The 26,354-nt window shown below is 32.1% G+C and carries 19 protein-coding genes and 2 tRNA genes; 6 read left to right on the forward strand and 15 right to left on the reverse strand.

Features of this window, described 5'->3' with window-relative positions; all coding sequences use genetic code 11:
* Window positions 1-4: 4 nt before the first annotated feature.
* The 3 genes from menD to MARIT_RS11105 form a co-directional block, all read right to left on the reverse strand.
* Window positions 5-1,693, reverse strand: a complete 1,689-nt coding sequence (menD, locus tag MARIT_RS11095) for a 2-succinyl-5-enolpyruvyl-6-hydroxy-3-cyclohexene-1-carboxylic-acid synthase (RefSeq protein WP_100211545.1) — start codon at window positions 1,691-1,693, stop codon at window positions 5-7.
* Between the two features lie 92 nt (window positions 1,694-1,785).
* On the reverse strand, window positions 1,786-2,439 hold the full coding sequence (gene fsa, locus MARIT_RS11100) for a fructose-6-phosphate aldolase (protein ID WP_024740655.1): 654 nt from the start codon (window positions 2,437-2,439) through the stop codon (window positions 1,786-1,788).
* 94 nt (window positions 2,440-2,533) lie between these two features.
* Window positions 2,534-3,337 carry an SDR family oxidoreductase gene (locus MARIT_RS11105; RefSeq protein ID WP_024740654.1) on the reverse strand — a complete coding sequence of 268 codons (804 nt, stop codon included), beginning with the start codon at window positions 3,335-3,337 and terminating at the stop codon, window positions 2,534-2,536.
* Window positions 3,338-3,494: 157 nt separating this feature from the next.
* Here MARIT_RS11105 and pdxH point away from each other — a divergent pair, with 157 nt between their 5' ends.
* The 4 genes from pdxH (at window position 3,495) to MARIT_RS11125 (ending at window position 7,766) form a co-directional block, all read left to right on the forward strand.
* On the forward strand, window positions 3,495-4,142 hold the full coding sequence (gene pdxH / locus MARIT_RS11110) for a pyridoxamine 5'-phosphate oxidase (protein ID WP_024740653.1): 648 nt from the start codon (window positions 3,495-3,497) through the stop codon (window positions 4,140-4,142).
* Window positions 4,143-4,177: 35 nt separating this feature from the next.
* Window positions 4,178-4,666 (forward strand): SixA phosphatase family protein, encoded by a 489-nt coding sequence (locus tag MARIT_RS11115; RefSeq protein ID WP_024740652.1) that lies wholly within the window; start codon window positions 4,178-4,180, stop codon window positions 4,664-4,666.
* A 7-nt stretch (window positions 4,667-4,673) separates the two neighbouring features.
* The gene (locus MARIT_RS11120; RefSeq protein WP_024740651.1) at window positions 4,674-5,570 is read left to right on the forward strand and encodes a Ppx/GppA phosphatase family protein; all 897 of its coding nucleotides are present in this window, start codon (window positions 4,674-4,676) and stop codon (window positions 5,568-5,570) included.
* 108 nt (window positions 5,571-5,678) lie between these two features.
* A complete protein-coding gene (locus MARIT_RS11125) occupies window positions 5,679-7,766 on the forward strand; it encodes an OmpA family protein (RefSeq protein WP_100211546.1) in 2,088 nt (695 codons plus the stop codon).
* 677 nt (window positions 7,767-8,443) lie between these two features.
* On the opposite strand, the gene MARIT_RS11130 is transcribed toward MARIT_RS11125, so the two are convergent.
* Window positions 8,444-9,922: a DUF389 domain-containing protein gene (locus MARIT_RS11130; RefSeq protein ID WP_024740648.1), complete on the reverse strand. Its 1,479-nt coding sequence runs from the start codon at window positions 9,920-9,922 to the stop codon at window positions 8,444-8,446.
* Between the two features lie 267 nt (window positions 9,923-10,189).
* On the opposite strand from MARIT_RS11130, the gene MARIT_RS11135 reads away from it, so the two are divergent.
* Window positions 10,190-12,358, forward strand: coding sequence for a C10 family peptidase (locus tag MARIT_RS11135; RefSeq protein ID WP_100211547.1), 2,169 nt, complete (start codon window positions 10,190-10,192; stop codon window positions 12,356-12,358).
* A 192-nt stretch (window positions 12,359-12,550) separates the two neighbouring features.
* On the opposite strand, the gene MARIT_RS11140 is transcribed toward MARIT_RS11135, so the two are convergent.
* The 4 genes from MARIT_RS11140 to MARIT_RS11155 all read right to left on the reverse strand — a co-directional run bounded on the left by MARIT_RS11140 (window position 12,551) and on the right by MARIT_RS11155 (window position 14,387).
* A tRNA-Tyr gene (locus MARIT_RS11140) sits at window positions 12,551-12,633 on the reverse strand.
* A gap of 40 nt (window positions 12,634-12,673) precedes the next feature.
* Window positions 12,674-12,746: transfer RNA gene (locus MARIT_RS11145), tRNA-Lys, on the reverse strand.
* A gap of 134 nt (window positions 12,747-12,880) precedes the next feature.
* Window positions 12,881-13,645 carry an ABC transporter ATP-binding protein gene (locus MARIT_RS11150; protein WP_024740646.1) on the reverse strand — a complete coding sequence of 255 codons (765 nt, stop codon included), beginning with the start codon at window positions 13,643-13,645 and terminating at the stop codon, window positions 12,881-12,883.
* A gap of 1 nt (window position 13,646) precedes the next feature.
* On the reverse strand, window positions 13,647-14,387 hold the full coding sequence (locus MARIT_RS11155) for an MlaE family ABC transporter permease (RefSeq protein WP_024740645.1): 741 nt from the start codon (window positions 14,385-14,387) through the stop codon (window positions 13,647-13,649).
* Window positions 14,388-14,499: 112 nt separating this feature from the next.
* Between MARIT_RS11155 and pafA the strand changes: the two genes are divergently transcribed.
* Window positions 14,500-16,140 carry an alkaline phosphatase PafA gene (pafA, locus tag MARIT_RS11160; protein WP_024740644.1) on the forward strand — a complete coding sequence of 547 codons (1,641 nt, stop codon included), beginning with the start codon at window positions 14,500-14,502 and terminating at the stop codon, window positions 16,138-16,140.
* 4 nt (window positions 16,141-16,144) lie between these two features.
* Here pafA and MARIT_RS11165 read toward each other — a convergent pair whose 3' ends face one another.
* From MARIT_RS11165 to MARIT_RS11195, 7 genes are all read right to left on the reverse strand, one after another.
* Window positions 16,145-16,819, reverse strand: a complete 675-nt coding sequence (locus MARIT_RS11165) for a PrsW family intramembrane metalloprotease (RefSeq protein WP_024740643.1) — start codon at window positions 16,817-16,819, stop codon at window positions 16,145-16,147.
* A gap of 4 nt (window positions 16,820-16,823) precedes the next feature.
* Window positions 16,824-17,762, reverse strand: a complete 939-nt coding sequence (gene ctlX / locus MARIT_RS11170) for a citrulline utilization hydrolase CtlX (protein ID WP_024740642.1) — start codon at window positions 17,760-17,762, stop codon at window positions 16,824-16,826.
* A 134-nt stretch (window positions 17,763-17,896) separates the two neighbouring features.
* The gene (gene rocF / locus MARIT_RS11175; protein WP_024740641.1) at window positions 17,897-18,853 is read right to left on the reverse strand and encodes an arginase; all 957 of its coding nucleotides are present in this window, start codon (window positions 18,851-18,853) and stop codon (window positions 17,897-17,899) included.
* Between the two features lie 404 nt (window positions 18,854-19,257).
* Window positions 19,258-20,544 carry a citrate synthase gene (locus MARIT_RS11180; protein WP_024740640.1) on the reverse strand — a complete coding sequence of 429 codons (1,287 nt, stop codon included), beginning with the start codon at window positions 20,542-20,544 and terminating at the stop codon, window positions 19,258-19,260.
* 292 nt (window positions 20,545-20,836) lie between these two features.
* Window positions 20,837-22,126, reverse strand: coding sequence for a phosphopyruvate hydratase (gene eno / locus MARIT_RS11185; RefSeq protein WP_024740639.1), 1,290 nt, complete (start codon window positions 22,124-22,126; stop codon window positions 20,837-20,839).
* A gap of 69 nt (window positions 22,127-22,195) precedes the next feature.
* Window positions 22,196-24,904: a M16 family metallopeptidase gene (locus MARIT_RS11190; protein WP_162288613.1), complete on the reverse strand. Its 2,709-nt coding sequence runs from the start codon at window positions 24,902-24,904 to the stop codon at window positions 22,196-22,198.
* 82 nt (window positions 24,905-24,986) lie between these two features.
* The gene (locus MARIT_RS11195) at window positions 24,987-26,246 is read right to left on the reverse strand and encodes a DUF4929 family protein (RefSeq protein WP_106381725.1); all 1,260 of its coding nucleotides are present in this window, start codon (window positions 26,244-26,246) and stop codon (window positions 24,987-24,989) included.
* Window positions 26,247-26,354: the final 108 nt, after the last annotated feature.

Here is a 26,354-nt window from a genome sequence, read left to right on the forward strand (position 1 = left end):
TCTGTTATAATTGTTTAAAATAGTTTTGCAAAACTACGTCGTTAATTTCTTTTGGAGTGCTTATTTCTAATATTTTTGGTTGCTTTCCTTTTTCATAAAACCTTTGCAAACTTTCTTGTAAACTTTCTACGGTATCTGCAAAACAATATTCAAAACCATACATCTTACATAAATGTACCGCAGTTAAGTTATGAGAAGTTTCAAAATAATCAATTGCATTGGTTGTTTTAGGCCCCGGTATAAACCTAAAAATTCCGCCTCCTGAATTATTAATAAGAATAATTCTAAAATTATTCGGAATATAATTGTTCCACAATGCATTACTATCGTAAAAGAAACTCAGATCTCCTGTTATAAAAACTGTTTGCTTTTTATTCGTTGCAATAGCTGCTCCAATGGCCGTACTAGTACTACCATCAATGCCGCTTGTTCCTCTATTACAAAAAACAGCTAGCGATTTTTGAATTGAGAATAATTGAGTATATCTAATAACAGAACTATTACTTAATTGCAACTGGCTTTCTTCAGGGATGCTTTTTAACACCTCTTCAAATACCTTCAAATCTGAATATGCAACGCTATTTAGGTATTTTTGATGTTTCTCTCTTCTATATGCACGTTCCTTTAACCATTTATATTGAAAATTACTCGATCTATTTTTTCTATCTTTTGCCAACTTCTCTAAGAAAACTGAAGGAGATTCTTGAACAAACTCTGTCAAACAATAATAGGTATCCATCGCATTATTTTCATCTATATGCCAATGATGTTGAGGCGGATGATTTCGTAAAAATTGCTTTACTTTTTTAGAAACAACCATTCCTCCTAAAGTTACCAATATTTCTGGTTTCAGTGCTTCGAAATCTTCCTCTTTTAATGAAAAAATTAATTGATCTATTGCATTGATAAAATTTGGATGGTGCACATTAGAAATTGTTTCTGTCATGATTAACACAGTGTCATCTTCTGCAAAAAGTGCTAAAGCTTCTTGAATTTTTTCACTAGGAAAATTACTCCCTATTAAAATTATTTTTTTAGCAGAAGAATTCCATATTGACAAGAATGTTTCGTAATTGACCTTCGCTTTTTCTTCCTTTAAAAACCTATTATTATAGGTGGTACTAAAAGATTTTTTTACTTGATTTAATACGAAAGGAGCTAAAACATCAACCGTTTCATATAATGGCTCCTTAAATGGTACATTAATATGAATAGGTCCTTTTTTATAAGTAGCTGTAAACAATGCCTTTGCTAAAAGATCTGAATTTTCTTCTAAAGTGCCTGCGGCTTCTTTTAAATTTGCAGCAAAAAGAATGTGATTCTCAAACACATTTTCTTGGCGAATCGTTTGACCATCTCCTATATCAATTAATTCTTTAGGCCTATCCGCAGAAATAACGACCAGTGGAATATTACTATAAAAAGCTTCAGCTATTGCAGGGTAATAATTTAACAATGCAGAACCAGAGGAACATACAAGCCCTACAGGTTTTTGAGTTTGTTGAGCAATTCCTAATGCAAAAAAAGCAGCACATCGCTCATCTACTATACTCAATGCTTCTATTTCTGGATGATTTGAAAACCCAATAGTCAATGGAGCATTTCGAGATCCTGGAGAAATAACAACCGTATTGATATCAAACTGATGACAGGCAGCTATAACAGTTTGTGCGAGTTCTTTTTTTGGGAACATTCTTTTGTAATAACATTAATTTTTTGTGGGTATAAGAAAACGGAAAGAGGTCAGCATACAAATTCAAGTTCCTAACCTCTTATAGCTATTACTTAGTTTCCCTTTTTGTAGTCTGCTAAAAATTTAGCCAAACCAATATCTGTCAAAGGATGCTTTAACAATCCTTCAATAGCACTCAAAGGACCAGTCATTACATCTGAACCTAGCTTTGCGCAATCAATAATATGCATCGTATGACGTACTGATGCTGCTAATATTTGCGTATCAAACATATAATTGTCATAAATCTGACGGATTTCAGAAATTAAATTCAATCCATCCGTAGAAATATCATCCAAACGTCCTATAAATGGTGAAACATAAGTTGCGCCTGCTTTTGCTGCCAACAAAGCTTGCCCTGCTGAAAACACTAATGTTACATTCGTTTTAATACCTTTTTCCGAAAAATACTTACATGCTTTTACCCCATCTTTTATCATTGGTAACTTTACAACGATTTGAGGATTTAAAGCTGCCAATGCTTCGCCTTCTTTTATCATTCCTTCATAATCAGTAGCAATTACCTCTGCAGAAACATCTCCATCAACCAATTCGCAAATTTTCTTATAATGGTTAATGATATTACCTTCTCCAGTAATTCCTTCCTTTGCCATTAAAGATGGATTCGTAGTTACTCCATCTAAAATACCTAGTGCTTGTGCCTCTTTTATTTGCTCTAAATTAGCGGTATCAATAAAAAATTTCATGTATTTATTTCTTTATAAGTTGTGTTTTAGTATATTTTTTTGAGTAGCAAAGGCATCTCTTACCCGCTCTCTTCTTCTTAAGTATGGTGCGAATTTACAATTTATAATGGTTCATCAGTAATTTTTCATACCATTTATCAGGCAATACTCTTTTCAATACAATAGAAAACTTTTCCATAAAGCCCCCCACTTTGTAGTGTATTTTTCTTTTTTCTGCTTCAATAATTTTTAAAACAGCCTCTGCCATTAGTATTGGATCCATTCCTTTATGCACATGTGCATCCATCAATGCTAAGTTTTCTGCATATTTCTCTTTATATGCAGAATCTTCAAAGACAGGTGTATGATACCTTCCTGCGGCTATATTCGTAGCAAAATCTCCAGGAGCAACATTTACCACGTCTATTCCAAAATTTTTCACTTCCATACTCAGTGCCTCTGTAAGCAGCTCCAAGGCTCCTTTACTAGCCGAATAAACCCCTCTATAAGGTAACCCCATATATCCTGCAATAGAAGTTATATTTATAATGATCCCTTTTCTTTGAGTTCTCATTTGTGGCAATACCGCCTTCATCACCTCTATAGCTCCAAAAAAATTCGTATTAAAGTTACGCTTCATCTCTTCTATAGGAGTATCCTCTATAGGTCCTGTAATTCCTTTCCCTGCATTATTAATCAGTACATCTATTCTTCCTTCTTTTCTTATAATAGCATTTACTGCTTGTTGAATGGTTTCTTTGTTTAAAACATCTAAAGCAATTAACTTAAAAGGATAATCTCCTGATTTTTTAGGACTTCTACTCGTTCCATATACTTGGTAATTATTTTTGTGCAAAAAAACTCCAATAGCTCTTCCTATACCAGAAGAAGCTCCAGTTATTAAGACAACTTTAGTCATTTATTGTTCTTATTAAGCGTTATATAATTTTCCGTTTCTATTTTTAAATACTTAGGGCAAATATCTTAAAACTAAACGAGGTGTACTAACAACTCGTAAATTTAGCTTAAATACTCAATTAAAAATTTTATTTTTGTTTAAACTCTTTGATAGAATTATGTCACACGATTTAAGTAATTATAGAAAAATTTACGAAAAACAAGAATTGCTAGAAAGCAATTGCCCTGAGAATCCTATAGAATTATTTCAGAAATGGTTTTTAAATGCTGATGCTTCAGATACTGTGGAAGAAGCCAACGCAATGACTGTTTCTTCTATAGGACTAGATGGTTTTCCTAAAAATAGAGTTGTTCTTCTAAAAAAATACACTTGGGAGGGCTTTATTTTTTATACTAATTATGATTCAGAAAAAGGGAAGGCTATTTTAGCTAACAACCATATTTGCTTATCTTTTTTTTGGGCAGGATTAGAGCAACAGGTTATTATCAAAGGAAAAGCGGAGCAATTAGCTAAAAATTTATCCGATGGATACTTCGAGTCTCGCCCTGATGGTAGTAAGCTAGGTGCATGGGCTTCCAAACAGAGTGACGTTGTTGCTTCAAGAACTGTATTAGACGAGCGACTATCTTTTTTTGAGCAAAAATATAAAGGAGCAGAAATCCCTCGTCCCGAAAATTGGGGTGGATACATTGTAAAACCCGTTTCTATTGAATTTTGGCAAGGCAGACCTAACAGAATGCACGATAGAATCAGGTACGCATTACAAGCTAACTTTTCATGGAAAATAGAACGATTAGCTCCTTAATTTTTTATATTTACACATCAATCTTTAACTATTGAATGAAGACACTTTATATTGTTCGTCACGCTAAATCTTCTTGGAAATATAGCAGCATAAAAGATATTGATCGCCCTTTAAAAGAAAGGGGAATTAATGATGCACACTTGGTTTCCAAGGTTTTATCCAAAGAACTAGAAAAACCTGATGTTTTTGTTTCTAGTAGTGCCAATAGAGCATTGCATACTGCTATTATTTTTTGTGAAAATTTTAAATACCCCCTTTCTAATTTGCAAATAAAAAAGCAGCTATACAGTTTTAGCGATGGCTATTTAGTAAAAACAATCAAGGCTTTAGATGATAATTTCAACAGTGCCATTGTATTTAGCCACGATCACGGCATTAATTCTTTTGTCAATAAATTCGGAGATAAACCTATTGCACATGTTTCAACATGTGGAGTGATAGGAATTCAATTTGACAATAAACACTGGAAAAGTATAAAAAAAGGAACCACTATTCTTACCGCTTTTCCTAAAGATTATAAATAAAAATATTTTGTTAGAAATTAAAAAATATGCAGCCATAGATATTGGCTCAAATGCAATTAGATTGTTGGTTTCAAATGTTATTGTAGAAAAAAATAGGGAACCTCAATTTAAAAAATCATCTTTGGTTCGCGTACCTATTCGTTTAGGTGCTGATGTTTTCGTTTCTGGAAAAATTTCAGAAGCAAATATTACTAGAATGATAAGTGCTATTCAAGCATTTAAATTGCTAATGGATGTACATGGTGTAGAGCGCTATAAAGCTTGTGCTACTTCAGCAATGCGAGAGGCTAAAAACGGTAAAGAAGTTGCCCACCAAATATCAAAAGAAACGGCTATTGATATAGATATTATTAATGGTAAAAAAGAAGCCGCTATCATCTCTTCAACAGACCTAAGTGAACTCATCCAAGGTGAAGCTTCTTATTTGTATGTAGATGTTGGAGGTGGTAGCACTGAATTTACTGTTTTTTCAAAAGGGAAAATCATTAATTCAAAATCCTTTAAAATGGGAACTGTAAGGCTTATAAATAATAAAAAAGCAGAAAATAAAGCCATGTTTAAGGAGGTAGAAAAATGGATTAAAGAAAACACCAAAGATTTAAAAAGAATTTCTTTAATTGGCTCTGGTGGAAATATCAACAAAATCTTCAAGATGTCTGGTAGAACTATAGGCAAGCCAATCTCTTACATTTATCTAAATGCCCAATACCAGTTTTTAAAACAAATGAGCTATAAAGAACGTATTTCTGAACTAAGCCTAAACCCTGATAGAGCGGATGTTATTGTTCCTGCTACTAAAATATATCTTTCAGCTATGAAGTGGAGTGGAGCACGAAAGATATTCGTTCCTAAAATAGGCCTTTCTGATGGCATCATTAAGAGCCTATATTTCAATAAACTATAATTTGCTTTAACGTTTAAAGTTATTTGATTATATTTGTAGGTATGTGACTTTCTCCCCTAGGATGTGTCATAGGTAAAAGTTAAACAATCAAAATAAACTTTATTCATTATGAAGAAACTATTATTATCTGGATCATTATTAATGTTCGGATTGACCGTATCTGCACAAGACCTGCCTACGAATGCAGAGCCGGGGAAATGTTATGTCCGTTGTAAAACTCCAGAAGTATGGAAGAACCAAGATATATCAATTGAGGTAGCTCCTGCTTATAAGAGAATTGTAACGCATCCTGCCGAATTCAAAACAGTTACAGAGCGTGTTTTAGTTGATGAAGGATCTCAAAAATTGGTTATTGTTCCTGCTAAGTACGAAATGAAAGACTTTACTGTTGTTACTGAAGAAGGTAGTGAGCGTTTACGTAAGATAACTGCTAAAACGAACATTGAAGACGTTACTGTTCTTACTCATGAAGCAAGTCAACGTTTAGAAAAAGTTCCTGCTAAATATGAAATGAAAGATTTTACTGTTGTAGTCAATGAGGCTTATCAGAAAGTTAAAATCATCCCTGCTAAATATGAAATGAAAGATGTTGAAGTAACCATTCAAGAAGCAAGCCAACGCTTAGTGAAAGTACCTTCTAAAACAAGCGTTGTTACTGAAACTATCGTAGAAAGAGAAGCTAGCCAGCGTTTGGAAGTTGTTCCTGCTAAATACGAAATGAAAGATGTTACTGTTGTCGTAAAAGAAGCTAGCCAACGTTTAGAGTTAGTTCCTGCTAAATACGAAATGAGAGATGTTACTATTGTAGAAAGAGAAGCTAGTCAACGTTTGGAAGTTGTTCCTGCAACGTACGCTACTGAAACAGTATCTTACCACAAAAAAGACTTTGGTTCTTCTTTAAGAGTAATTCCTGCTGCTTTTAGTAAAGACAGTGAAACGATTGAGTTAAGAGCGAAATCTGCAAGATGGCAAATGAGCGATAAGGCTCCTGACTGTGAATCTTCTGACCCTAATGATTGCCGTTACTGGTGTTACAGAGAAGTACCTGCTCAATATACAACAATCAACAAAACTGTATTAGACAAAGATGCTTCTGTGGTTTCAACACCTAATTGTGACGAAAGTAAAGCTGGCCCTAATGGATGTGGTAACGCTACTTATACAAAGAGAGTCATGAAAACTCCTCCAACTACCAAAGTTATTGAAATTCCTGAAGTTACTAAAGTTATCAAGAAAAGAGTTATGGTGACTCCTCCGACTACTAAAGTTATTGAAATTCCTGAAATAACTAAAGTTATTAAGAAAAGAGTTATGGTGACTCCTCCAACTACTAAAGTAGTTACTATTCCTGAAGTTACTAAAACTATCAAAAGATATGTAACAACTCCAGAAACTACTAAAGTTGTTAAAATTCCTGCTGTAACTAAGATTATCAAGAAAAAAGTAATGGTGACTCCTCCAACTACTGAAGTTATTGAAATTCCTGCCATCACTAAAACCTTTAAGAAAAGAGTTATGGTGACTCCTCCAACAACTAGAGTTATTGACATTCCTTCTAAATCTACCGTAATTAAGAAAACGGTTATCTCTCCTGAAACTGTAGAAACAGTAGCTATTGACGAAAGAGCTAAAACATTCAAAAAGAGAGTAATGGTAGCTCCTCCAACTACAAAGCTTGTAAAAACTGAACCAAAATACGCTACTTTAACAAAGACAGTATTGGTAAAAGATGCTTGGAAAGAGGAAGTTCCTGTAGATGCTAAATACAAAACAGTAACTAAAGAAGTTTTAGTTTCTAAGGGAGGCTTAACTACATGGAAACCTGTTGACTGTAAATTAGTAACGAATACTCCTTTACCTATCAACTGGAATTTAGGAAGTGCTACGTTAACTCCAGCAGCTAAACGTATTATTGATGCTCGTTTATTACCTGTATTGAAAGATGGAGTTGCTGTAGCCATTGAATCTCATACAGATTCTAGAGGTAACAAAGTAAACAACCAACGCTTATCTGAAAGAAGAGCACAAGCCGTTGTAAACTACTTAGTAACTAAAGGAGTTAATCCTAGCCAATTAACTGCTAATGGTTATGGTGAAAATAAATTAACAAATAGATGTGCTGATGGTGTTTCTTGTACTGAAAGAGAGCACGCAGCAAACAGAAGAACAACATTTAGAGTTATTAGCCAAAACTAACAACTAATACCTCTATAACGCTCTCTAACAAGAGTATCAAAAAAACCTCGCAATATTGCGAGGTTTTTTTGATACTCTTGTTAAAATATTTCATAAAGCAATAGCAGTACCCTACAAACAATAATACATTAATAGCTACTTATCGCACTTATTCCTCTCTTCAAATTTTACATTGAGTAAAATAGTATTCTGGATTGGAATGAATTTATAAACAATCCATCTAATTTGCCCTCCCAATACCTCCATAGGGATCCACAATCAGATGAACTTTTTTATATCTTTTTTAAATTTAATTCAGTAAGCCGATACAGTATCTCTATGATTGTCAAAAAACAACGCGTAATATCCAATACTATCATTAGCTACCTTTTTTGCTATAAAATACCTAATAAAAATCCCTAAACCACTCTTTACATTATATCCCCAAACACAACACCTTCCTTATCAGTATCACACATTTTTCTCTCTTCCTCCCACATTGCTTTATATCCTACTATTAAGGAAAATACATTTTTCCATATTTAACTAAAATTCCAACAACGATAAAAATAATTGCTATTTTCATCTTATTTTTTACCTTTTTTATTTCTTTTATATATAAACTACGGTAAATAAAAAAGCCTAAAAACTGAAAAAAATCAGATTTTAGGCTTTTTTATAAATGAAACACTCCCTCCTTACTCCGTTCTAAGATATAAAGTATCTAGTTCCATTTCTCTTTGCATCCATGAGCGCAGTTCTTTTTCTTTCTCCTTAAGAACATTATCAGGAAGTTTATGATCCCATATTATTGTTGCTTCAGGAATTGTATCTATTTTTATAAAATCTTTAGACGTTAGCAAATTAGCAAAACGAATCTCTTTAATGTTGTGGTATCTAATTTTAGCATCCTTAGCAATTCTACTAAAAGCAATTACCTTCTTATTGTAATTCAAAGCATCTCGTTCTATTCGCTGATTCAGTATAGTTATCGTTTGTTGCAATTCCATAATTTGTTTTTGCAATCCTGAAATAACATTTTTACTCTCTTTTAATTCTTCTCTACTATCTTTATAAGCCTCCGAAATTAACTCATAACTTTTTGTATCACTTCCTTTTATTTCTAGTTTTACACCTCTTAAACTTGGATACAAAGGATTGCTATTTAATTCATTTAATAAATCATTTTTAGTGGCATCTGTAATTTCATTGAAAAAATTTAACGATAATGTCTGGTCTATAGAATTGAAATCGTAGTTCATTAACTGTAATTCTTTATTAGACTTGACCTCCGCTGATATATAATTTTTAATCTGAGCATCTACTCTACTCTGATTTAATGCTATTATAAATGTATAAATAGCAGGAATCATGACCAAAAAGCCAACGACAGTTGCTATTGTTGCATACCGTTTTCTTTTTGCCGCATTAGCATATCTATGCATTGGAAAACTCAACAACTTTAATACTATAAAGGTTGCCAAAGCAATGAATATGGTATTGATTGTAAACAAATACATCGCTCCTAAAGCATATGTAAATCCTATAGAATCTCCTGAAATCCATTTTGCCAATCCATAACCAACCGTACACAAAGGAGGCATTAAAGCCGTAGCAATTGCCACACCAAAAATTACAGACGCAATTGTTCCTTTTTTCGTTCTAGCTACCATTAGCGCTAATCCTCCAAAAAAAGCAATAAGTACATCTCTTATATCTGGTTTAGTTCTTCCTAATAACTCAGAAGTATCTTCACTTAAAGGAAAGAAGTAAAAAAATATAAATGATGCTGAAAGACTTAAGATAATCATTGTTGACAAGCTAACAGCCGATTTCTTAAATACTTCAATATCATTAATTGCAAATGCCATTCCTATACCTAAAATTGGTCCCATTAATGGCGAAATTAGCATGGCTCCAATAACTACTGCTGTTGAATTTGCATTTAACCCTATAGAAGCTACAAATACCGCAAAAATTAAAATCCACGCTGTTGCTCCTTTAAAATCAATATCATTTTTTATTGCCTCTATCGTAGCTTCATGATCGGTATCTTCTCGAAAATCTAATAATTCCTTTAAATATTTTTTAACACTTTCTATAAGCCCCTTTGCTCCTTCTTTCATCTCCTTCTTCGACTGCTCTACCGATTCTCCATTGGTCATCTTTTCTTCCATCTATATAATTTTATCTTTTATGAACTCGGGAAAGATACAAAATTTCATTTTTACAATTCACTCTCTATTCCAAAAAACTGACCTATTGAGCCACCTGCTATTTCTAAACATATTTCTCAATCTTATTAAACTAATTTCTATATACTCTTTATTTAGTAGAGATCTTTCCGTATAAACACCTACGCAAAAGCAGGTAATTATACTAATTGCTGATCCTTTATTTACCGCATACCTTTGCAAAAAAATACAACTATAAATACATGAATAATGATTAAAAAAATCACCCTACTAACCCTTATTTTACTCTTTTCCTTCAAAAATTCATTTGCCGATCAAATCGACAAAGAAACAGCTATTTCCATTGCTACAAAATGGATTAATTTTAAAAGACAAACGCATGCAAACACCTTTCAAAATTCAACTTTTTCTCCTAAAGAATTTGCTTCTATAAAAGAAGTTTCTTTCAAAAAACAGATCGTTTACTATATTGTTAACTTTAAGAAAGGCGGATTTGTAATCGTTGCTGCAAGTAATAGTACAAAGCCTATTTTAGGATATTCTAATAACTCTTTCTTTGATGCTAGTTCTAAAAACCCTACCACTAAAAACCTACTGAATGCCTACAAAACATTTGTTTATAAAAATGTGCTAGCTCAAAAAGTAAAGAGAGAAAAAACTGACAGTCATAACAAATGGAATCAATTACTAAAAAAAAGTCCTAAAAATCAGTTTAAAGCAAAAATGATCATACCATTTATGGGAGATATCTTATACAAACAATCTCAAGGATTCGAAAAGTTTTGTCCTAGTAGTGATGATGAAAAAGCTGTTGTTGGATGCGTAGCCACTGCAATGGCTCAAGTAATGAGGTATTGGGAATTTCCTACAACAGGTAAAAGCCAAACTTCTTATAACCATAAGAAGTACGGAACTATTAGCGTTAATTTTGAAAACCAGCGATACGACTGGGATAATATGTCTAAAATAAATGCTGATGATGAAAATGCAAAACTATCGTATCACGCTGGTGTTTCTGTTAAAATGAATTATGGAATATCTTCAAATGGAGGTTCTAGTGCTCGTACACGCGATGCTTTATCTGCTTTAAAAAAGAACTTTAAATACCATAAAGATGCCAAAATGATATACAAACACAACTATTCTGACGTAGAATGGAGTAATATTATAAAAGAGCAACTTGATGAAAAAAGACCTGTTTTATATACTGGAAGAAGTGAAAATCTTTTAGATCCTACAACACTCAGTTCAGGACACCTATTTACTTTGGATGGATACGACGCTACTGAACAAGGTGATTTTTTCCATATCAATTGGGGATGGGGAGGAAGAAGTAATGGGTTCTTTTCTTTAACTGACATGGTTACTCATGATGGTAGATATAATTGGATAGATAATAATGCCATTATTATTGACCTATACCCTACCAATATGGCTCCTATATTTAAATATAAACCAACTACTACTATTGATGCTGATACTTTTTACAAATATAAGGTTAACGTTTGGGACGAAAATCGTAACGATATTGTAACGGTATCTCTAAAAGAAGGTCCTTCTTGGACAAGTCTCCTTTTTGAAAACGGAAACTATGTACTAAGAGGAATCCCTACTCATAATGATATTGGTAAACATACAGTTGTCATAGAAGCTACCGATGGCATCAATAAAACTACTCAAGAATTTAACTTAACAGTATTAAAAAAAGAAAAGTACTGTAGGTCAAAAGCATACAAGACAGAATATGAATGGATTGATGCTATTTCTTTTGGAGGCATGGTAAATACAAGCGGTCGAAATGGTGGTTATACCAACTTTATGAATAAAACAGCTACTATAACTGCTGGAACTACTAGCCCATTAACCATTACTACCGGTTCCATAGGCTCACCATACACAGAACACCTCAGTACTTGGATAGATTATAATCAAAATGGTATTTTTGAAGAAAGTGAAAGAATCGTAAATCAAGCTACCAATAGCATTCATAACACCTATTCAATCAAAATTCCAAACAATGCCTTGTCTGGAATAACTAAAATGAGAGTATCTATAAAATACGGAACTCCTCAAACAGCCTGCGAAATATTTAGCAACGGAGAAGTTGAAGATTATAATGTAAATATCATTCGAACATCTTCTCGCAAAAATAAAACTACTCAATATATCGATAAGAATATTCCCTCTATTGATTTACAGATATACCCGAACCCATCAAATGATTTTATAAATATTAAAACTTCGACGCTCCTAAAAAGTGGGTATTATCAAATTATTGATATTCATGGAAAAATTGTGATTCAAAATTCATTGACACCTTCTATCGATATTAAAAAATTAAAAACAGGAACATACTTTATAAAGATATTCGACAAAGACAATCACTATTCAAAATCATTTATAAAATTTGAAAGATAAACTAACCTTTTTTATTTAGTTATGCGTCTTTTTTAAGAGATTAATTGCATTTTAGCATAGGTTTTATCTAGAAATCCTTCCCTCTTCTTCAAACTATTAAGAAGAGGGATTTTTACGTAACCGTAACTTTTAAGAATGATCCTAAATAATTCCATAAAAAAACCTTAATCAATAAGACTAAGGTTTTTTTTGTGGGGAGAGCAGGATTCGAACCTGCGAAGTCGTAAGACAACGGAGTTACAGTCCGTCCCATTTGGCCGCTCTGGAATCTCCCCTAATTATTGCTATTTTTTCTTAAAAAAAGATGCAATTAAGTGACCGGGCTGGGGCTCGAACCCAGGACCCTCTCCTTAAAAGGGAGATGCTCTACCAACTGAGCTACCCGGTCATTATTTTCTTTTTCTGCTTAGCGGTTGCAAATATACAGACCTTTTTTGTTTCTACAAAGCTTTTTTATCAAAAAATAAAATTATTTTAGTTTTCATTTCACAATAACCTATTTAACAGTTTTTTATCAAAAAATTATTTTTCGGATAAATAAGCTTCTCTTACCTTTTTAAATAAGTTTGAAGAATATACAAAGCTTACTACAGCTTCATTATTTGTTTTGAAAATCTCTTTATTATTGCCTTCCCAAGCTTTATAGCCATCTTTTAAAAAAACAATTTTTTCACCTATTTCCATAACCGAATTCATATCATGTGTATTAATGACTGTGGTTATTTTATATTCTTCTGTAATTTCTTGAATTAAATTATCTATAACAATGGCTGTTTGAGGATCTAATCCTGAATTTGGTTCATCACAAAATAAATACTTCGGGTTCATCACTATGGCTCTTGCTATAGCAACTCTCTTTTGCATTCCTCCAGATAATTCTGCTGGGAATTTTTTATTTGAATTTTCAAGATTCACTCTTTTTAGTACAAAGTTAACCCTTTCTAGCATCTCTTCTTCTGGCTGCTTGGTAAACATTTTTAAAGGAAACATAACATTTTCCTCTACTGTTTGCGAATCAAATAACGCACTTCCTTGAAAAACCATTCCTAACTCTTGTCTTAACTCTCTTTTTTCCTCTAAAGAGAGTGCCGTATTTACTCTACCATCATATACCACTGTTCCTTTTTCTGGGAGATGAAGCCCTATTAGTGATTTTAAAAAAACCGTTTTCCCAGAACCACTTTGACCTATAATCAAACTTGTTTTTCCTGGTTCAAAAGTAGTCGTTATTCCTTTTAAAACCTCTACCCCATTAAAACCTTTATGTAAGCCTTTTACTTCTATCATTTTACGTTAGCAACATTTGTGTTAAAAAATAATTCGTTATAACAATAACAACTATTGTCCAAACTACCGACTGCGTACTTGCTTTTCCTACTTCTAACGAGCCTCCTTTTACAAAATATCCATGATAAGACGGTACCGTTGCTATTAAAAAAGCAAATACCAATGTTTTTATAATTGCATAGGTTAGCAAAAATGGATTAAACTCCATCTGTACCCCCGTTATAAAGTCTATCCCCGAAAACAACCCTGAAAATACTCCTGCAACCCATCCTCCAAAAATTCCCAAAAACATTCCTAAAACAATCAAGAATGGATAAAAAAATACGGTTGCTATAACCTTTGGTAATACCAGATAATTCAAAGAATTAATTCCCATTACCTCTAATGCATCTATTTGTTCTGTAACTCTCATAGTACCAATACTAGATGTTATATAAGACCCTACCTTTCCTGCCAATATGATTGAGCAAAAAGTAGGTGCAAACTCTAATATTACCGATCTTTTTGCTGCAAAACCTATCAACGATTTTGGAATGAAGGGGCTTTCTAAATTTAACGCTGTTTGTAAAGCTATAACCCCTCCTATGAAAAATGAAATAAACGCTATAATTCCTATAGATTTTAATCCTAATTCGTCAATTTCCCTAAATATAGCTTCTTTAAAAACTCTAGCTCTTTGTGGCTTGGTAAAAACCTCTTTCAACATTAAAAAATACTTACCAATATGTTCGATGTAATTCATCTATTTCTTTTCTTTCCGCTAAAGTATTAAAATTAGCTTAACTCTTCACCTATTGTTTCATTTAACTACTCATTTTTACTTACTTTTGACCAACAATAACGAAAATATTCTAATGAAAAAAAATATATTACCCATCGCTCTTTTTATGCTGATTGCAATAACTGGCTTTTCTGTTAAACAAAAAGAAAAGCCTAAACCCAAGCTAGTTATTGGTATCGTTGTAGATCAAATGCGCTATGATTACTTAGTTCGTTTTTCTGATAAGTATGGCGATGGAGGCTTTAAACGCTTATTAAAAAATGGCTTTTCTCTAGAAAATGCACATTATAATTATATTCCGACTTATACGGCTGTTGGACACACTTCTATTTATACAGGAACCACCCCTTCAAACCATGGTATTATAGGAAATAACTGGTATGATAAATTTGCTAAAAAAGCTATTTACTGCGTTGATGATAATTCTTATACCTCTATAGGGTATGAAGGTACTGGAGGGCAAAAATCTCCTTATAGAATGCTTACCACTACAATAACCGATCAATTGCGTTTAGCTCAAAACATGAAAGGGAAAACAATTGGAATAGCAATTAAGGATCGTTCTTCTATTTTACCAGCTGGACATACTGCGAACGCCGCTTACTGGTTTCAAGGAGGCTCGGAAGGTAAATTTATCAGTTCTTCTTTTTATATGGACCAACTGCCTGAATGGGTACAACGCTTTAATGCTTCTGGAAAAGCGGATGCATATTTAAGTAAACCTTGGAATACTTTATATGATATCAGTACTTATACGGAAAGTATTACGGATGATAATAATTTTGAACAACCTTTTAAAGGAGAAGATAAGCCTGTTTTTCCTCACAACATTCCTAAACTTCGTAAATACAATGCTAATTATAGTATTTTAAAAGCAATTCCTGCTGGAAACTCCATCACGGCTGATTTTGCTAAAGCTGCTATTATTGGAGAAAAACTAGGTCAAGGAAGATACACCGATTTCTTAACCGTTAGTTTTTCTTCTACAGACTATGTAGGACATCAATTTGGAGTTGCTTCTAAAGAAATAGAGGATACTTATTTACGTTTAGATAAAGATTTAGAAAGTTTTTTTAACTTCCTAGATACTCATATTGGGAAAGAAAATTATACTTTATTTCTAACAGCAGACCATGCAGCTGTACAAGTTCCTGCTTACCTACAGTCTCTAAAAGTTCCTGCTAACTATTTTAGCTATAAAAAGTTTACAAACTTTATAAATAACAGCACTCAAAAACACTTTGGCTCTGATGAGTTAGTTGAAAACATTTCTAATTTTCAACTATTTTTAAATAAAGAAAAAATAGCTTCTTTAAAGTTAAATGCGAATGAAGTAGCTCAAAAAATTGCTGATGAAGCAATTAATTATACAGGTATTTACAAAACCATTACTGCTAAGGCACTACAATCGGCTAATTTTGAAAAAGGAATTTTAAGCTCTTTACAAAATGGATACAACCAAAAGTTTTCTGGGGATGTTTTATTAATTCCAACTCCATCTACCGTTAGCTATCCTAAAAAAGGAACTACACACGGATCTGGTTATTCATATGATACACATATTCCTATTATATTTTATGGAAATGGAATTAAACAAGGCAATTCAAAAAACGCATATCGTATTATAGATATTGCTCCTACTATTTCTAATTTATTGCAAATTGAATTTCCTAATGGAAATACGGGAAATATTATTACTGAAGCTTTAAAGTAGTCTTCTAATTTTTAAATTTAGAATTTTCTGCATGTAGCTTTATAGCCCTGTTAGATAATATAATTCCTACTGCTAAAGAAATAAAAGCACCTGCTGAAATTCCTGGTATAAAATGAATAAATAAGAAAAAATCATAGGCTCCATGAAAGAATGTAGCCAATATAAGTCCAGTTAAATTTAACTGGACTTTGTATTTTGAAAATTTCGCTTTTCCCATAAAATACCCCATCAATATTGCAAATGTTGCATGTGCTGGAACAGCTGTAAAAGCACGCGTAATTCCTGTTTCTGCACCATATTGAAATACATATAAAATATTTTCAAGAGTAGCAAACCCCATAGAAACCATTACTGCATAAACAATCCCATCAAAAGGCTCATTAAATTCTTTATTAGGTTGTGCATAAAATCGAACTACTAAGTATTTCGAAAGCTCTTCTACAAAACCAACAGTTATAAATGCTTTTATAAACATTTGAAAGATGCTTTTACTATCCGTTATGGGAAATATTCTATGCAATATACCTCCTAAAACAGCTGTTAGCAGAATACTAAAAGTTACTCCTAGAATAAAATTTTTCGCTAAAAAAGCTACCGGTTCCTTTTCAAATTTATCTTTAAAGTAAATGTATGACATGATAATCATTGCAGGAGCAACTCCTAATAACAACAAACCCATCTGTTTATTTTTTATTCGGTAAAAAAACTTCCGCCATCATACAACGTGCACTGCCTCCTCCACAAGTTTCTATTGTTTCTAATGACGTATGAATGATAGGTGTATGCCTCTCTATTTTTTTTACCTGCTCCTTTGTTAAAGAGTGGTATGCAGAAGTACTCATTACCAAAAGTGGAGCTCCTTCTTTTCCTTTTACTTGTAACATATTACCTGCAAACTCATTCACTTGCTTTTCTGTGATAGCAATGACTTCTTTTCCATCAGATTTTAAGTGCTTTAAAACATTCTTTTTTTCTTTTTTATCATCTATAGACTCTAAGCATATTACTGCAAATGTTTCACCAATACACATCATTACATTTGTGTGGTAAATAGCTTCTCTTTTTCCTGCTACTGTTTGATTTGCATTAAAAATAATAGGAGTATATTCAAAATCTTCACAAAACTCTATAAATAATTCCTCATCTGCCCTAGGTGACAAAGCACAATATGCCTTCCTATTCTCACGATCTAAAATCATACTTCCTGTTCCTTCTAAAAAAATGCTTTCTTCCTCAGCACTTGTATAATCAACGACACTTGTTATTTCAAAATTTTGTTCCTCTAATAACTCCAGTACATCCTCTCTCCTCTCTAACCTCCTATTTTCAGCAAACATAGGATATACCCCTACCATTCCGCTCTCGTGAAACGACACCCAGTTATTAGGAAATAAAGCATCTGGAGTATCAGGAACTCTTGTATCTTTAATAACAATGACATTTACTCCTTTACTTTGCAATTTTTCTACAAAAGTATCAAACTCTTTTTGAGCTTTCATATTAATTGTTTCCGGTAGTGCTTCTGTGATTTCCTGCTGGTAATAATTATTTATGGCAGTTTGTTCGTTCATTCTAAAACTAGCCGGACGAACCATTAATATGGTGTTTGTTGTTTGTTTCATTCCTTTTATTTAATGCGCTAAAATAAAGAAATTGATTTGCTTCTTATATCATTTTTTTATTGAAGTTACCTTATAAAAAATGATTTTTTTTCTTTTTATTGCTAAAAAAAGCGAACTTTTCAGTTCGCTTTTTTTTATAATTCTTTAATTTTTTCGGTAACTTCCTCCAAAATATCAAAGGCCGTTTCAGCCATCTTATTCCCTTTAAGATCTAAAAGCGGATTTACTTCTACAAATTCTACACAAACCACTTTTTCACTTTCTAGAAGGCTTTTTATAATTTCTGTAATTTCCTCTTGGTCAAACCCTTTAGGTACTGGAGTTCCAGTTCCATAAGAAATCATGTCGCAATCCATTGCATCTACATCAAACGAAATATAAAGAATATCACAATCGGATAATTTATCTAAAGCTTCATTTACACAAGTTTTCAACCCACGGTAACGAACCTCTGCTACCATATAGTTTTTAATCCCATACTTTTCAATTTGCTTATCTTCTGGTTCTTCTGTATCGCGAACTCCAAAAAACACAATATCCTCAGGCTTTACCTTTTGCCCTTGTATTCCTATATTTTTCATTCTTTCCCACAATTCAGAAGTTTCTCTACTCACTTCATGATTTACCTGACAATCTAGGTTGTCATCTGAAATGGCAGCTGCTAGGGGCATTCCGTGGATATTTCCTGACGGAGATGTATATGGAGAATGTAAATCTCCATGAGCATCAATCCAAATAACTCCTACTCTCTTTGTCGGATACGCTGATTTAACCCCACTTATAGTTCCTAGCGCTGAAGAGTGATCTCCAGAAATAACAACAGGGAATCTACCTTCTTGTAAATTTACCTTCACATGATTACTCAATCTTTTACATTGATTAAAAACACTTCCTATTCGTTTTCCAAAAGAATTATTTTCTTTATTATAAATAGATTCATTTTCTGTAATTACATCTTCAAATTCATATTGATCAAAATAGTTACTTTTTTTATTTATGGCTGCTATTTCTATAGCATCAATCCCCATATCAGAACCTCTTGTTCCTGCTCCAATATCTGATCTATTCTTTATAATTTTAATTTCCTTCATCTTCCTAATTTAATCCAAACTAACAAACTTTTTTAAATTTTTTCAATGCATTAAAAAATTACAAGCTTAAGTACCTTTTGATCTTTTTAATTTTCAACTGTACTTATGGCTCGTTGAAGTCGTTTAAACTTTTTCTTATGCTTGCAAATTTACCTTATTTCATCCTAATTTTAGCTTTTTCTCGCAACCGCAGTTAAGGCTATATTGCTCAAAAAGGACTTCATTAGGGCAAAATCCTAAATTTTGCTTCAAAATAGAAAGTTAAAATCACTTCATTTCAAAAGATTTCAATATTAGTTAAAACTCTTAATTTTCATTTAAATTCAAAAAAGCCTAGTAAATTTATACTTTAAAATTTTAATCATAAAAAATGTCATTTAAAATAATTAAATGACATTTCTTTTTTATCTTTTATTAATTTCTACAAATGCTCTTTCTTTCTCTCCAATATACACTTGACGAGGACGACCTATCGGTTCTTTGCGCAAACGCATTTCTCTCCATTGCGCAATCCACCCTGGTAAACGCCCTAGAGCAAACATTACTGTAAACATTTCTACAGGAATTCCCATTGCTCTATAAATGATTCCTGAATAGAAATCCACGTTAGGATATAATTTTCTTTGAACGAAATAATCATCATTTAAAGCCTCTTGTTCTAATCCTTTAGCCACATCTAAAATAGGGTCTTCTATTCCTAAATCTGCCAAAACCTCATCTGCTGCTACTTTTATTATTTTAGCCCTAGGATCAAAGTTTTTGTAAACTCTATGTCCAAATCCCATTAAACGGAAAGGATCATTTTTATCTTTTGCCTTAGCCATGTATTTTTTCGTATCTCCTCCATCTTCTTTTATAGCTTCTAGCATTTCTAAAACAGCTTGGTTAGCTCCTCCATGTAATGGACCCCAAAGCGCTGAAATACCTGCTGATAATGATGCAAACAGACCTGCATGAGAGGATCCTACAATTCTTACCGTAGATGTAGAACAATTCTGCTCATGATCAGCATGTAATATCAGTAATTTATCTAATGCATTTTTAACTATTGGGTTTACTTTATACTCTTCATTAGGTTTTTCAAACATCATTTTCATAATGTTTTCTACATATCCTAAGTTGTTTGATCCATAATTTAAAGGCAACCCTCTCTTCTTACGCATTGTCCAAGCTACTAGTACAGGAAATTTAGCTAAAATTTTAACAATAGCATTGTACATTTCCTCTTCTGAGTCAACGTTTACAGAAGAAGGATTAAATGCTACTAAAGCACTTGTTAACGAAGATAAAACTCCCATTGGATGTGCGTTTCTAGGGAATGCTTCTATAATTTTCTTTATATCCTCATCTACAATTGCTTTTTCTTTTATATCTGCATGAAATTTTTCCAACTGCTCTTTTGTTGGCAATTCTCCAAAAATCAACAAGTAGGCAACTTCTAAGAAATCTGCTTTTTCAGCTAATTCTTCTATAGAATAACCTCTATATCTTAAAACTCCTTCTTCTCCATTTAAAAATGTAATGGCACTTTGGCAAGAACCTGTATTTTTATATCCTGGATCAATAGTAATAACTCCTCCTGTTGCTCCTCTTAAGGTCTTAATATCAATTGCTAATTCGTTTTCTGTTCCTTTCATTATTGGGAACTCATAGCTGTTTTCGCCAATCTGTAGTTTTGCTATATCTGACATTCGTATCTTTACTATTTTAATGTTTGAGTGAGTTGCGAATATACCATTTTTTGTAGGATTTTGAAAATTGCTATTAATAGATTTTTAATACGGTAATATAGATACTAAATAATATGGAATAGTCAAAAGCCATTGTAAAAGAAAATCATAAGGTTTTTAACATTTCATTTAAGAATTAACAACTAATTTTATTCCAAAACTACAAACCAAAGCTCTTCTATTGTATCAATTACAAGTTTTCGTATAAGAAAAAACTCATGCAAAAGCATGAGTTTTTTCTTATATTTCTACCTTATTTTATCTTAAATGCTTTTTCTTGAGGATAGTAAGCCACACTTTCCAGTTGTTCTTCAATTCTTAACAGCTGGTTGTATTTTGCCATTCTATCAGAACGAGACGCTGATCCTGTTTTTATTTGCCCTGTGTTTAGGGCTACCGCTAGATCTGCAATTGTATTATCTTCTGTTTCTCCTGAACGGTGACTCATTACAGAGGTATATCCTGCATTATGCGCCATATTTACTGCTGAAATCGTTTCTGTTAAAGTACCTATTTGATTTACTTTAATTAAAATCGAGTTCGCTATTCCATTCTCAATTCCCCTTGATAAGCGATCTACATTTGTTACAAATAAATCATCTCCTACTAACTGTACTTTATTTCCGATAATTTCCGTCAAGTATTTCCATCCTTCCCAATCATTTTCATCCATTCCGTCTTCAATAGATATAATTGGATATTTAGCGGCCAATGCTGCTAAATAATCTGCTTGCTCTTTACTTGTTCGTATCTTTCCTTTGGCTCCTTCAAACTTCGTGTAATCATATTTTCCATCAACAAAAAATTCTGCCGCAGCACAGTCTAAAGCAATCATTACTTCTTCTCCAAACTTATACCCAGCATTTTTAGTAGCTAGCGCTATCGTTTCAATGGCATCTTCAGTGCCTTCTAAAGTTGGTGCAAAACCTCCTTCATCTCCAACTGCGGTGCTCAAATTTCTATCGTGCAACACTTTTTTTAGGTGATGAAAAATTTCGGATCCTACTTGCATTGCTTCCGTAAAATTATTTGCTTTTACTGGCATTATCATAAATTCCTGAAAAGCAATTGGTGCATCTGAATGCGATCCTCCATTAATAATATTCATCATAGGTACTGGCAATGTGTTTGCTGAAACACCTCCTACATACCTGTATAAAGGCAAACCTAATTCATTTGCCGCTGCTTTGGCTGCTGCTAATGAAACTCCTAAAATAGCATTCGCTCCTAAATTAGATTTATTAGGCGTACCATCTAAATCTATCATCATTTGATCTATTGTATTTTGCTCAAAAACAGATGTCCCTAATAGTTCTTCTGCAATAGTTGTATTTACATTTTTTACTGCATTTAAAACACCTTTGCCCATATATTTCTCACCTCCATCACGCAACTCAACAGCTTCGTGCTCTCCGGTTGATGCTCCCGAAGGTACAGCTGCTCTTCCTAAAACCCCATTTTCTGTAACTACATCTACTTCTACCGTAGGGTTACCTCTTGAATCAAATATTTGACGTGCGTGAATGTTGATTATGATACTCATTATTGTTTGTTTTTAAATAATATACGAAAGTAGCGTTTTTTAGCATATTTTTAAAAATATAAATGGTATTTAATTGGGGATTATTTCTATTGTTTTTAAGCTTCCTATATTAAAATTTACTTGTATATTTTTATACAGATCTTCTAACGATAGATTTCCTAGTATTTTACTAAAATTATTCAATGCATCCATTTTTTCTTTGGCTGTTATACTTTTTTGCAATACAGCTTCCCATTGATAACTATTTTTACTATTAAAAACTGCTTGATATTGCAATAAAACTTGCTTTTTGTAAGTCTTAAAATTTCTTATTTTAATATGTTTTCTCTTCATTGCTTCTAAAAAATTCACTACAAGTTTTTTTGCTTTTTTTACATCTTCTTTTTTACAACTATAATTAATATTAACCACAAAAAATGGCTGGTTATAGGTATGTTTTTCAACCATTACTTTTGGAGCATATGCAATTCCATATTTTTCTCTTAATAGGTCTGCTACTTTCTCTTGTAGCATTTTTTCAAAGATAGCTATTAGTAAATTATTCTTAAGATTCGGAGCATACTGGTTATAAAAAAACAATGTAGTTGCTACTGTTTTTTTAAAATTTTCTTTTTTATACTGAAAATTATTTTCAAAATCTTCTCTATAAAACAACGGAGTATTTTCTACCCTTCGTCTGCCCCTCTTTAAATTCCCTAAATATTTATGCAATATTGGTTTGATACTTGCTATTTCAAAATTCCCTATAATAAGAATTTTCCAATCATTTCCATATGAAAATAATCTTCTATAAAATAAATGCATTTCCGATAAGTTTAGTCGATTATAGTCTTGAATGGTCATTGCTACCTTCCTTCTAGGAAAATACATATTTGTAAGTTCTGCTTTCTTAAAATCTGCTGCTCTCCCTTTCGTAATGTCTTTATCAACGAATGTGTTCTTTAGCTTGATTAGCTCTTCTTTTATCAATTGCTCAAATACTTCTTTATTTTTCCTTGCCGATGTTAATTTAAGGTACAAGTATTTAAAGAATTCTTCTATATTTTTTTCTTCTGTATATCCTAAAACCATTCGCTGGTACTCCGTAATATTAAAAGACAAGCCCATTTTCTTATCTTCTAAATATTTTTGCAATGCTGAGTAACTTAAGTTACCCACTCCTCCTAGTTCCATATAAGAAACAGTGGCTTCATAAGAAGCATATAAACTATCTGGTAAAAATGAAGTTCCTCCTTCGGCTATTCCTACTATTCTAAGCTCTTTTGTACGATCTTTTATTGGTTTTAAAAATAACGTTAAACCACTAGAATATTTTAATACTGTAATGTCTAAATTATTATAATATTTTTCTTGTATAGGTTTATTTATTTCTAGCTGCTGGATGTTAAATTTGACCTTCGACTTTAACTGTTCTTCCTTCTTCTTTTGTGGTATGCTAAAAATATATGGTAATAACTTTTCTGAATGAACTTCTTTCAACAGCTTCTTGAAGCTGCTCGTAGAAAACGGTGTACTCATTGCTACTGGACAAGTTATAAAAATTCGCTTTTTAGCTTCTTTATATAATCTATTGGCTAATTTTTTAAGTTTCGAATTGCTTATTTCTTTCAGGTCGATGTCTTTTTCTACTAGAACTCTTTCTTCTTCTAAAAACATTGCCTTCAAATTTTGAAGGGTATATAATTCATCTTTTACTATTAGTTCCTCGTCACCTTTATAATGCTTGGCTTCTTTCTTAGAAATCCCTTTCTCTGCTAATCGTTTTATTTCTAGTAAAATGATGTTTATAATAGTATGCAGATTTCCTTTTGTACTACATGAAATCGTCCAATAATTAACATCTGATAAAAAATACGCTTCACTAATACTTAGCGAACTTATTTTTTCTTTTAATATCTTTTTTAATCTATTAGACAAAATCTTTTTAAAAAAATGAATATTTGATTTTTCTTTCAATCTTTTTGATTCATGCTTCAATCCAAAATGCAAATATATTTTCTTGTCTTTAGTTTTGGTATTGGTAACGGTTAAAACCTCGTCTTTTAACTTGTTATATAAGCCGTATTTCTGCTCTTTTTCCCTTCCTTTTTTCTTATTTTCTTTAAAAATTTCTTTAATTAACTTTTCCGTTTCTTTGGTGTTGATAGGACCTGCTACAAAAATACCTGATCTTTGAGATGAATACAATCTGGTATAAAATGAGGCTAATTTTTTGGGCGTTATGCTGGTAATACTTTTATATGTTCCTATTGGACTTCTTTCTTGGTATAAGCTCGTTCCTAACTTAAATTTAAAATGCTTATCAGTTTCTTCTCTGCTTTCTTTTTCTGCTAAAACTATTTTTTTTTCTATTACGATATCTTTTTCATTTAAGTGCAATCCGTCTAAAATATCTGCGAAAAAATAATATATCTGTTTTTGGACTTTTATGCTTGCTTTATTTGGAAACCTTATTGTATAAAGGGTATAATCATAATTCGTTACGGCATTATAATGCTTTCCTAACTGTAGCCCTTGCTCTTTTAAAAACGCTGTAAATGTTTTTTTTGTAAAACGTTTACCTCCTCTAAAAGCCATATGCTCTAAAAAATGTGCATACCCTAACTCTTCATCTGTTTCATTAATTGATCCTGTTTTAATAATGAAATAGAATAATGTTTCTGAATTATTTGGAGAAGTCTCTCTTATAAAAAACTGAAGTTTATTCGGCAGTTCTCCTATACTTAAATTTTGAGCTTTCAATTTATTTGGTACTCCTCCATAAAATATGGCACTCATAAAAATGAGTATCTCTGTTATTTTTTTAAAAAAATTAATCATTCTAGAGATACTCATCATAAAAAATGTATTTATCTTATTATTAATTATTTAGTCCAGTAAATTTTACAGTAACAGTATCGTAATCTCCCGAGTTTTCGTGATCCGTATTAAATACAAAATTCATTTCTCTTTTTATAGTGTCATAATTCGCTTTTGGAGCTACCCAATAACCACCACCCCAATCATCTGTTAGGATAGGACTATACCCAATATAACTATTTGGATGTATGGAACCTCCTTGTACAATATCTTCTTTTAACCTAGCATTTTCTTTAGCCAGAGCTACTAATTCATCCCACAGTGGAAATTCATATTCAAAATTAATAGCCGATTGATTATATTTTCTATCTGGATCCAAAAAATTGGTATCTAAACTATACGAACCATTCTCACCTACAAATGCAATAGAACCATCTGCTTTAAATTCAATTTCATCAACTTTTACATTAAAGCTATATTCTTTATTTTTCCATTTAGTTACTCTAGCATTTCCTAATGCTTTTAGAACAGCTTTTGGTGCAGGAGGCGCAATATTAACATCGGGATGATTCCAATCTGTAGTATTTAAAATAGTTTCATGTCTAAATACATATTGTAAATATTCTGTTAAACCAAAAGCGTTCCTAGTCATTACCAACAATGGTTTTTCTTTTGTTGCTTTTTTACTTAAAGTGATATGAGTTACTCCTGTATATTCTTTAGTTTCTGAAATATCAAAAGGAGCGAAACTTCCCTCTGGTGCTGTTTTGACTATAGTTTTAACAGGTATTTTACCAATCCACATTGTCAAATTAATCCCTTTCTTTTTGTAATATTCTAACAAGTCTTTTTGAACTTGCGTTAATGGTGTAAAACCTTCCTCCTTTTTGATCGTAATTATATAATCATTTGCCAATAGTATTTTATTAGAAATGCCTTTATAAGCAACCAATTGGATCTTAAAATTCACATTTTCTATCAGTATATTTTCAGCATCTGATTTTCTTTTGGTCTTAATGGATAGTATTCCTTTTGTCTGATTTTTTGCAATCTTTACTTCATTTGTAATTGATAATAAATTTGGATAGTTTACTAAGTTTTCCAAATCAAATGTTAATACAATATCCTTATCAAAAGATGTATTTAATATCACCTCATAACTTAGTTCTTTTTCTTCTCCTTCTACTACCTCTGTAACTCCTTTATTAATTAAAGTTACAGATACATCTCCCGTTAAAGATGGAGCTACAAGGGCTTCACTACTACAAGATACTATAAAAGTTATCAACAACAAATACAATACTGATTTAATTATTTTCATATTATTTAATTTAGCTATTAGTTAACGTTGTATTAGTTTTCAATTGAAATTACTGAAATAAAAATTGCTTGATACACTCCCAAAGTAATCCCAAATAATAATCGATGC

The organism is Tenacibaculum maritimum NCIMB 2154, from assembly GCF_900119795.1.
GTDB classification, from domain to species: domain Bacteria; phylum Bacteroidota; class Bacteroidia; order Flavobacteriales; family Flavobacteriaceae; genus Polaribacter; species Polaribacter maritimus.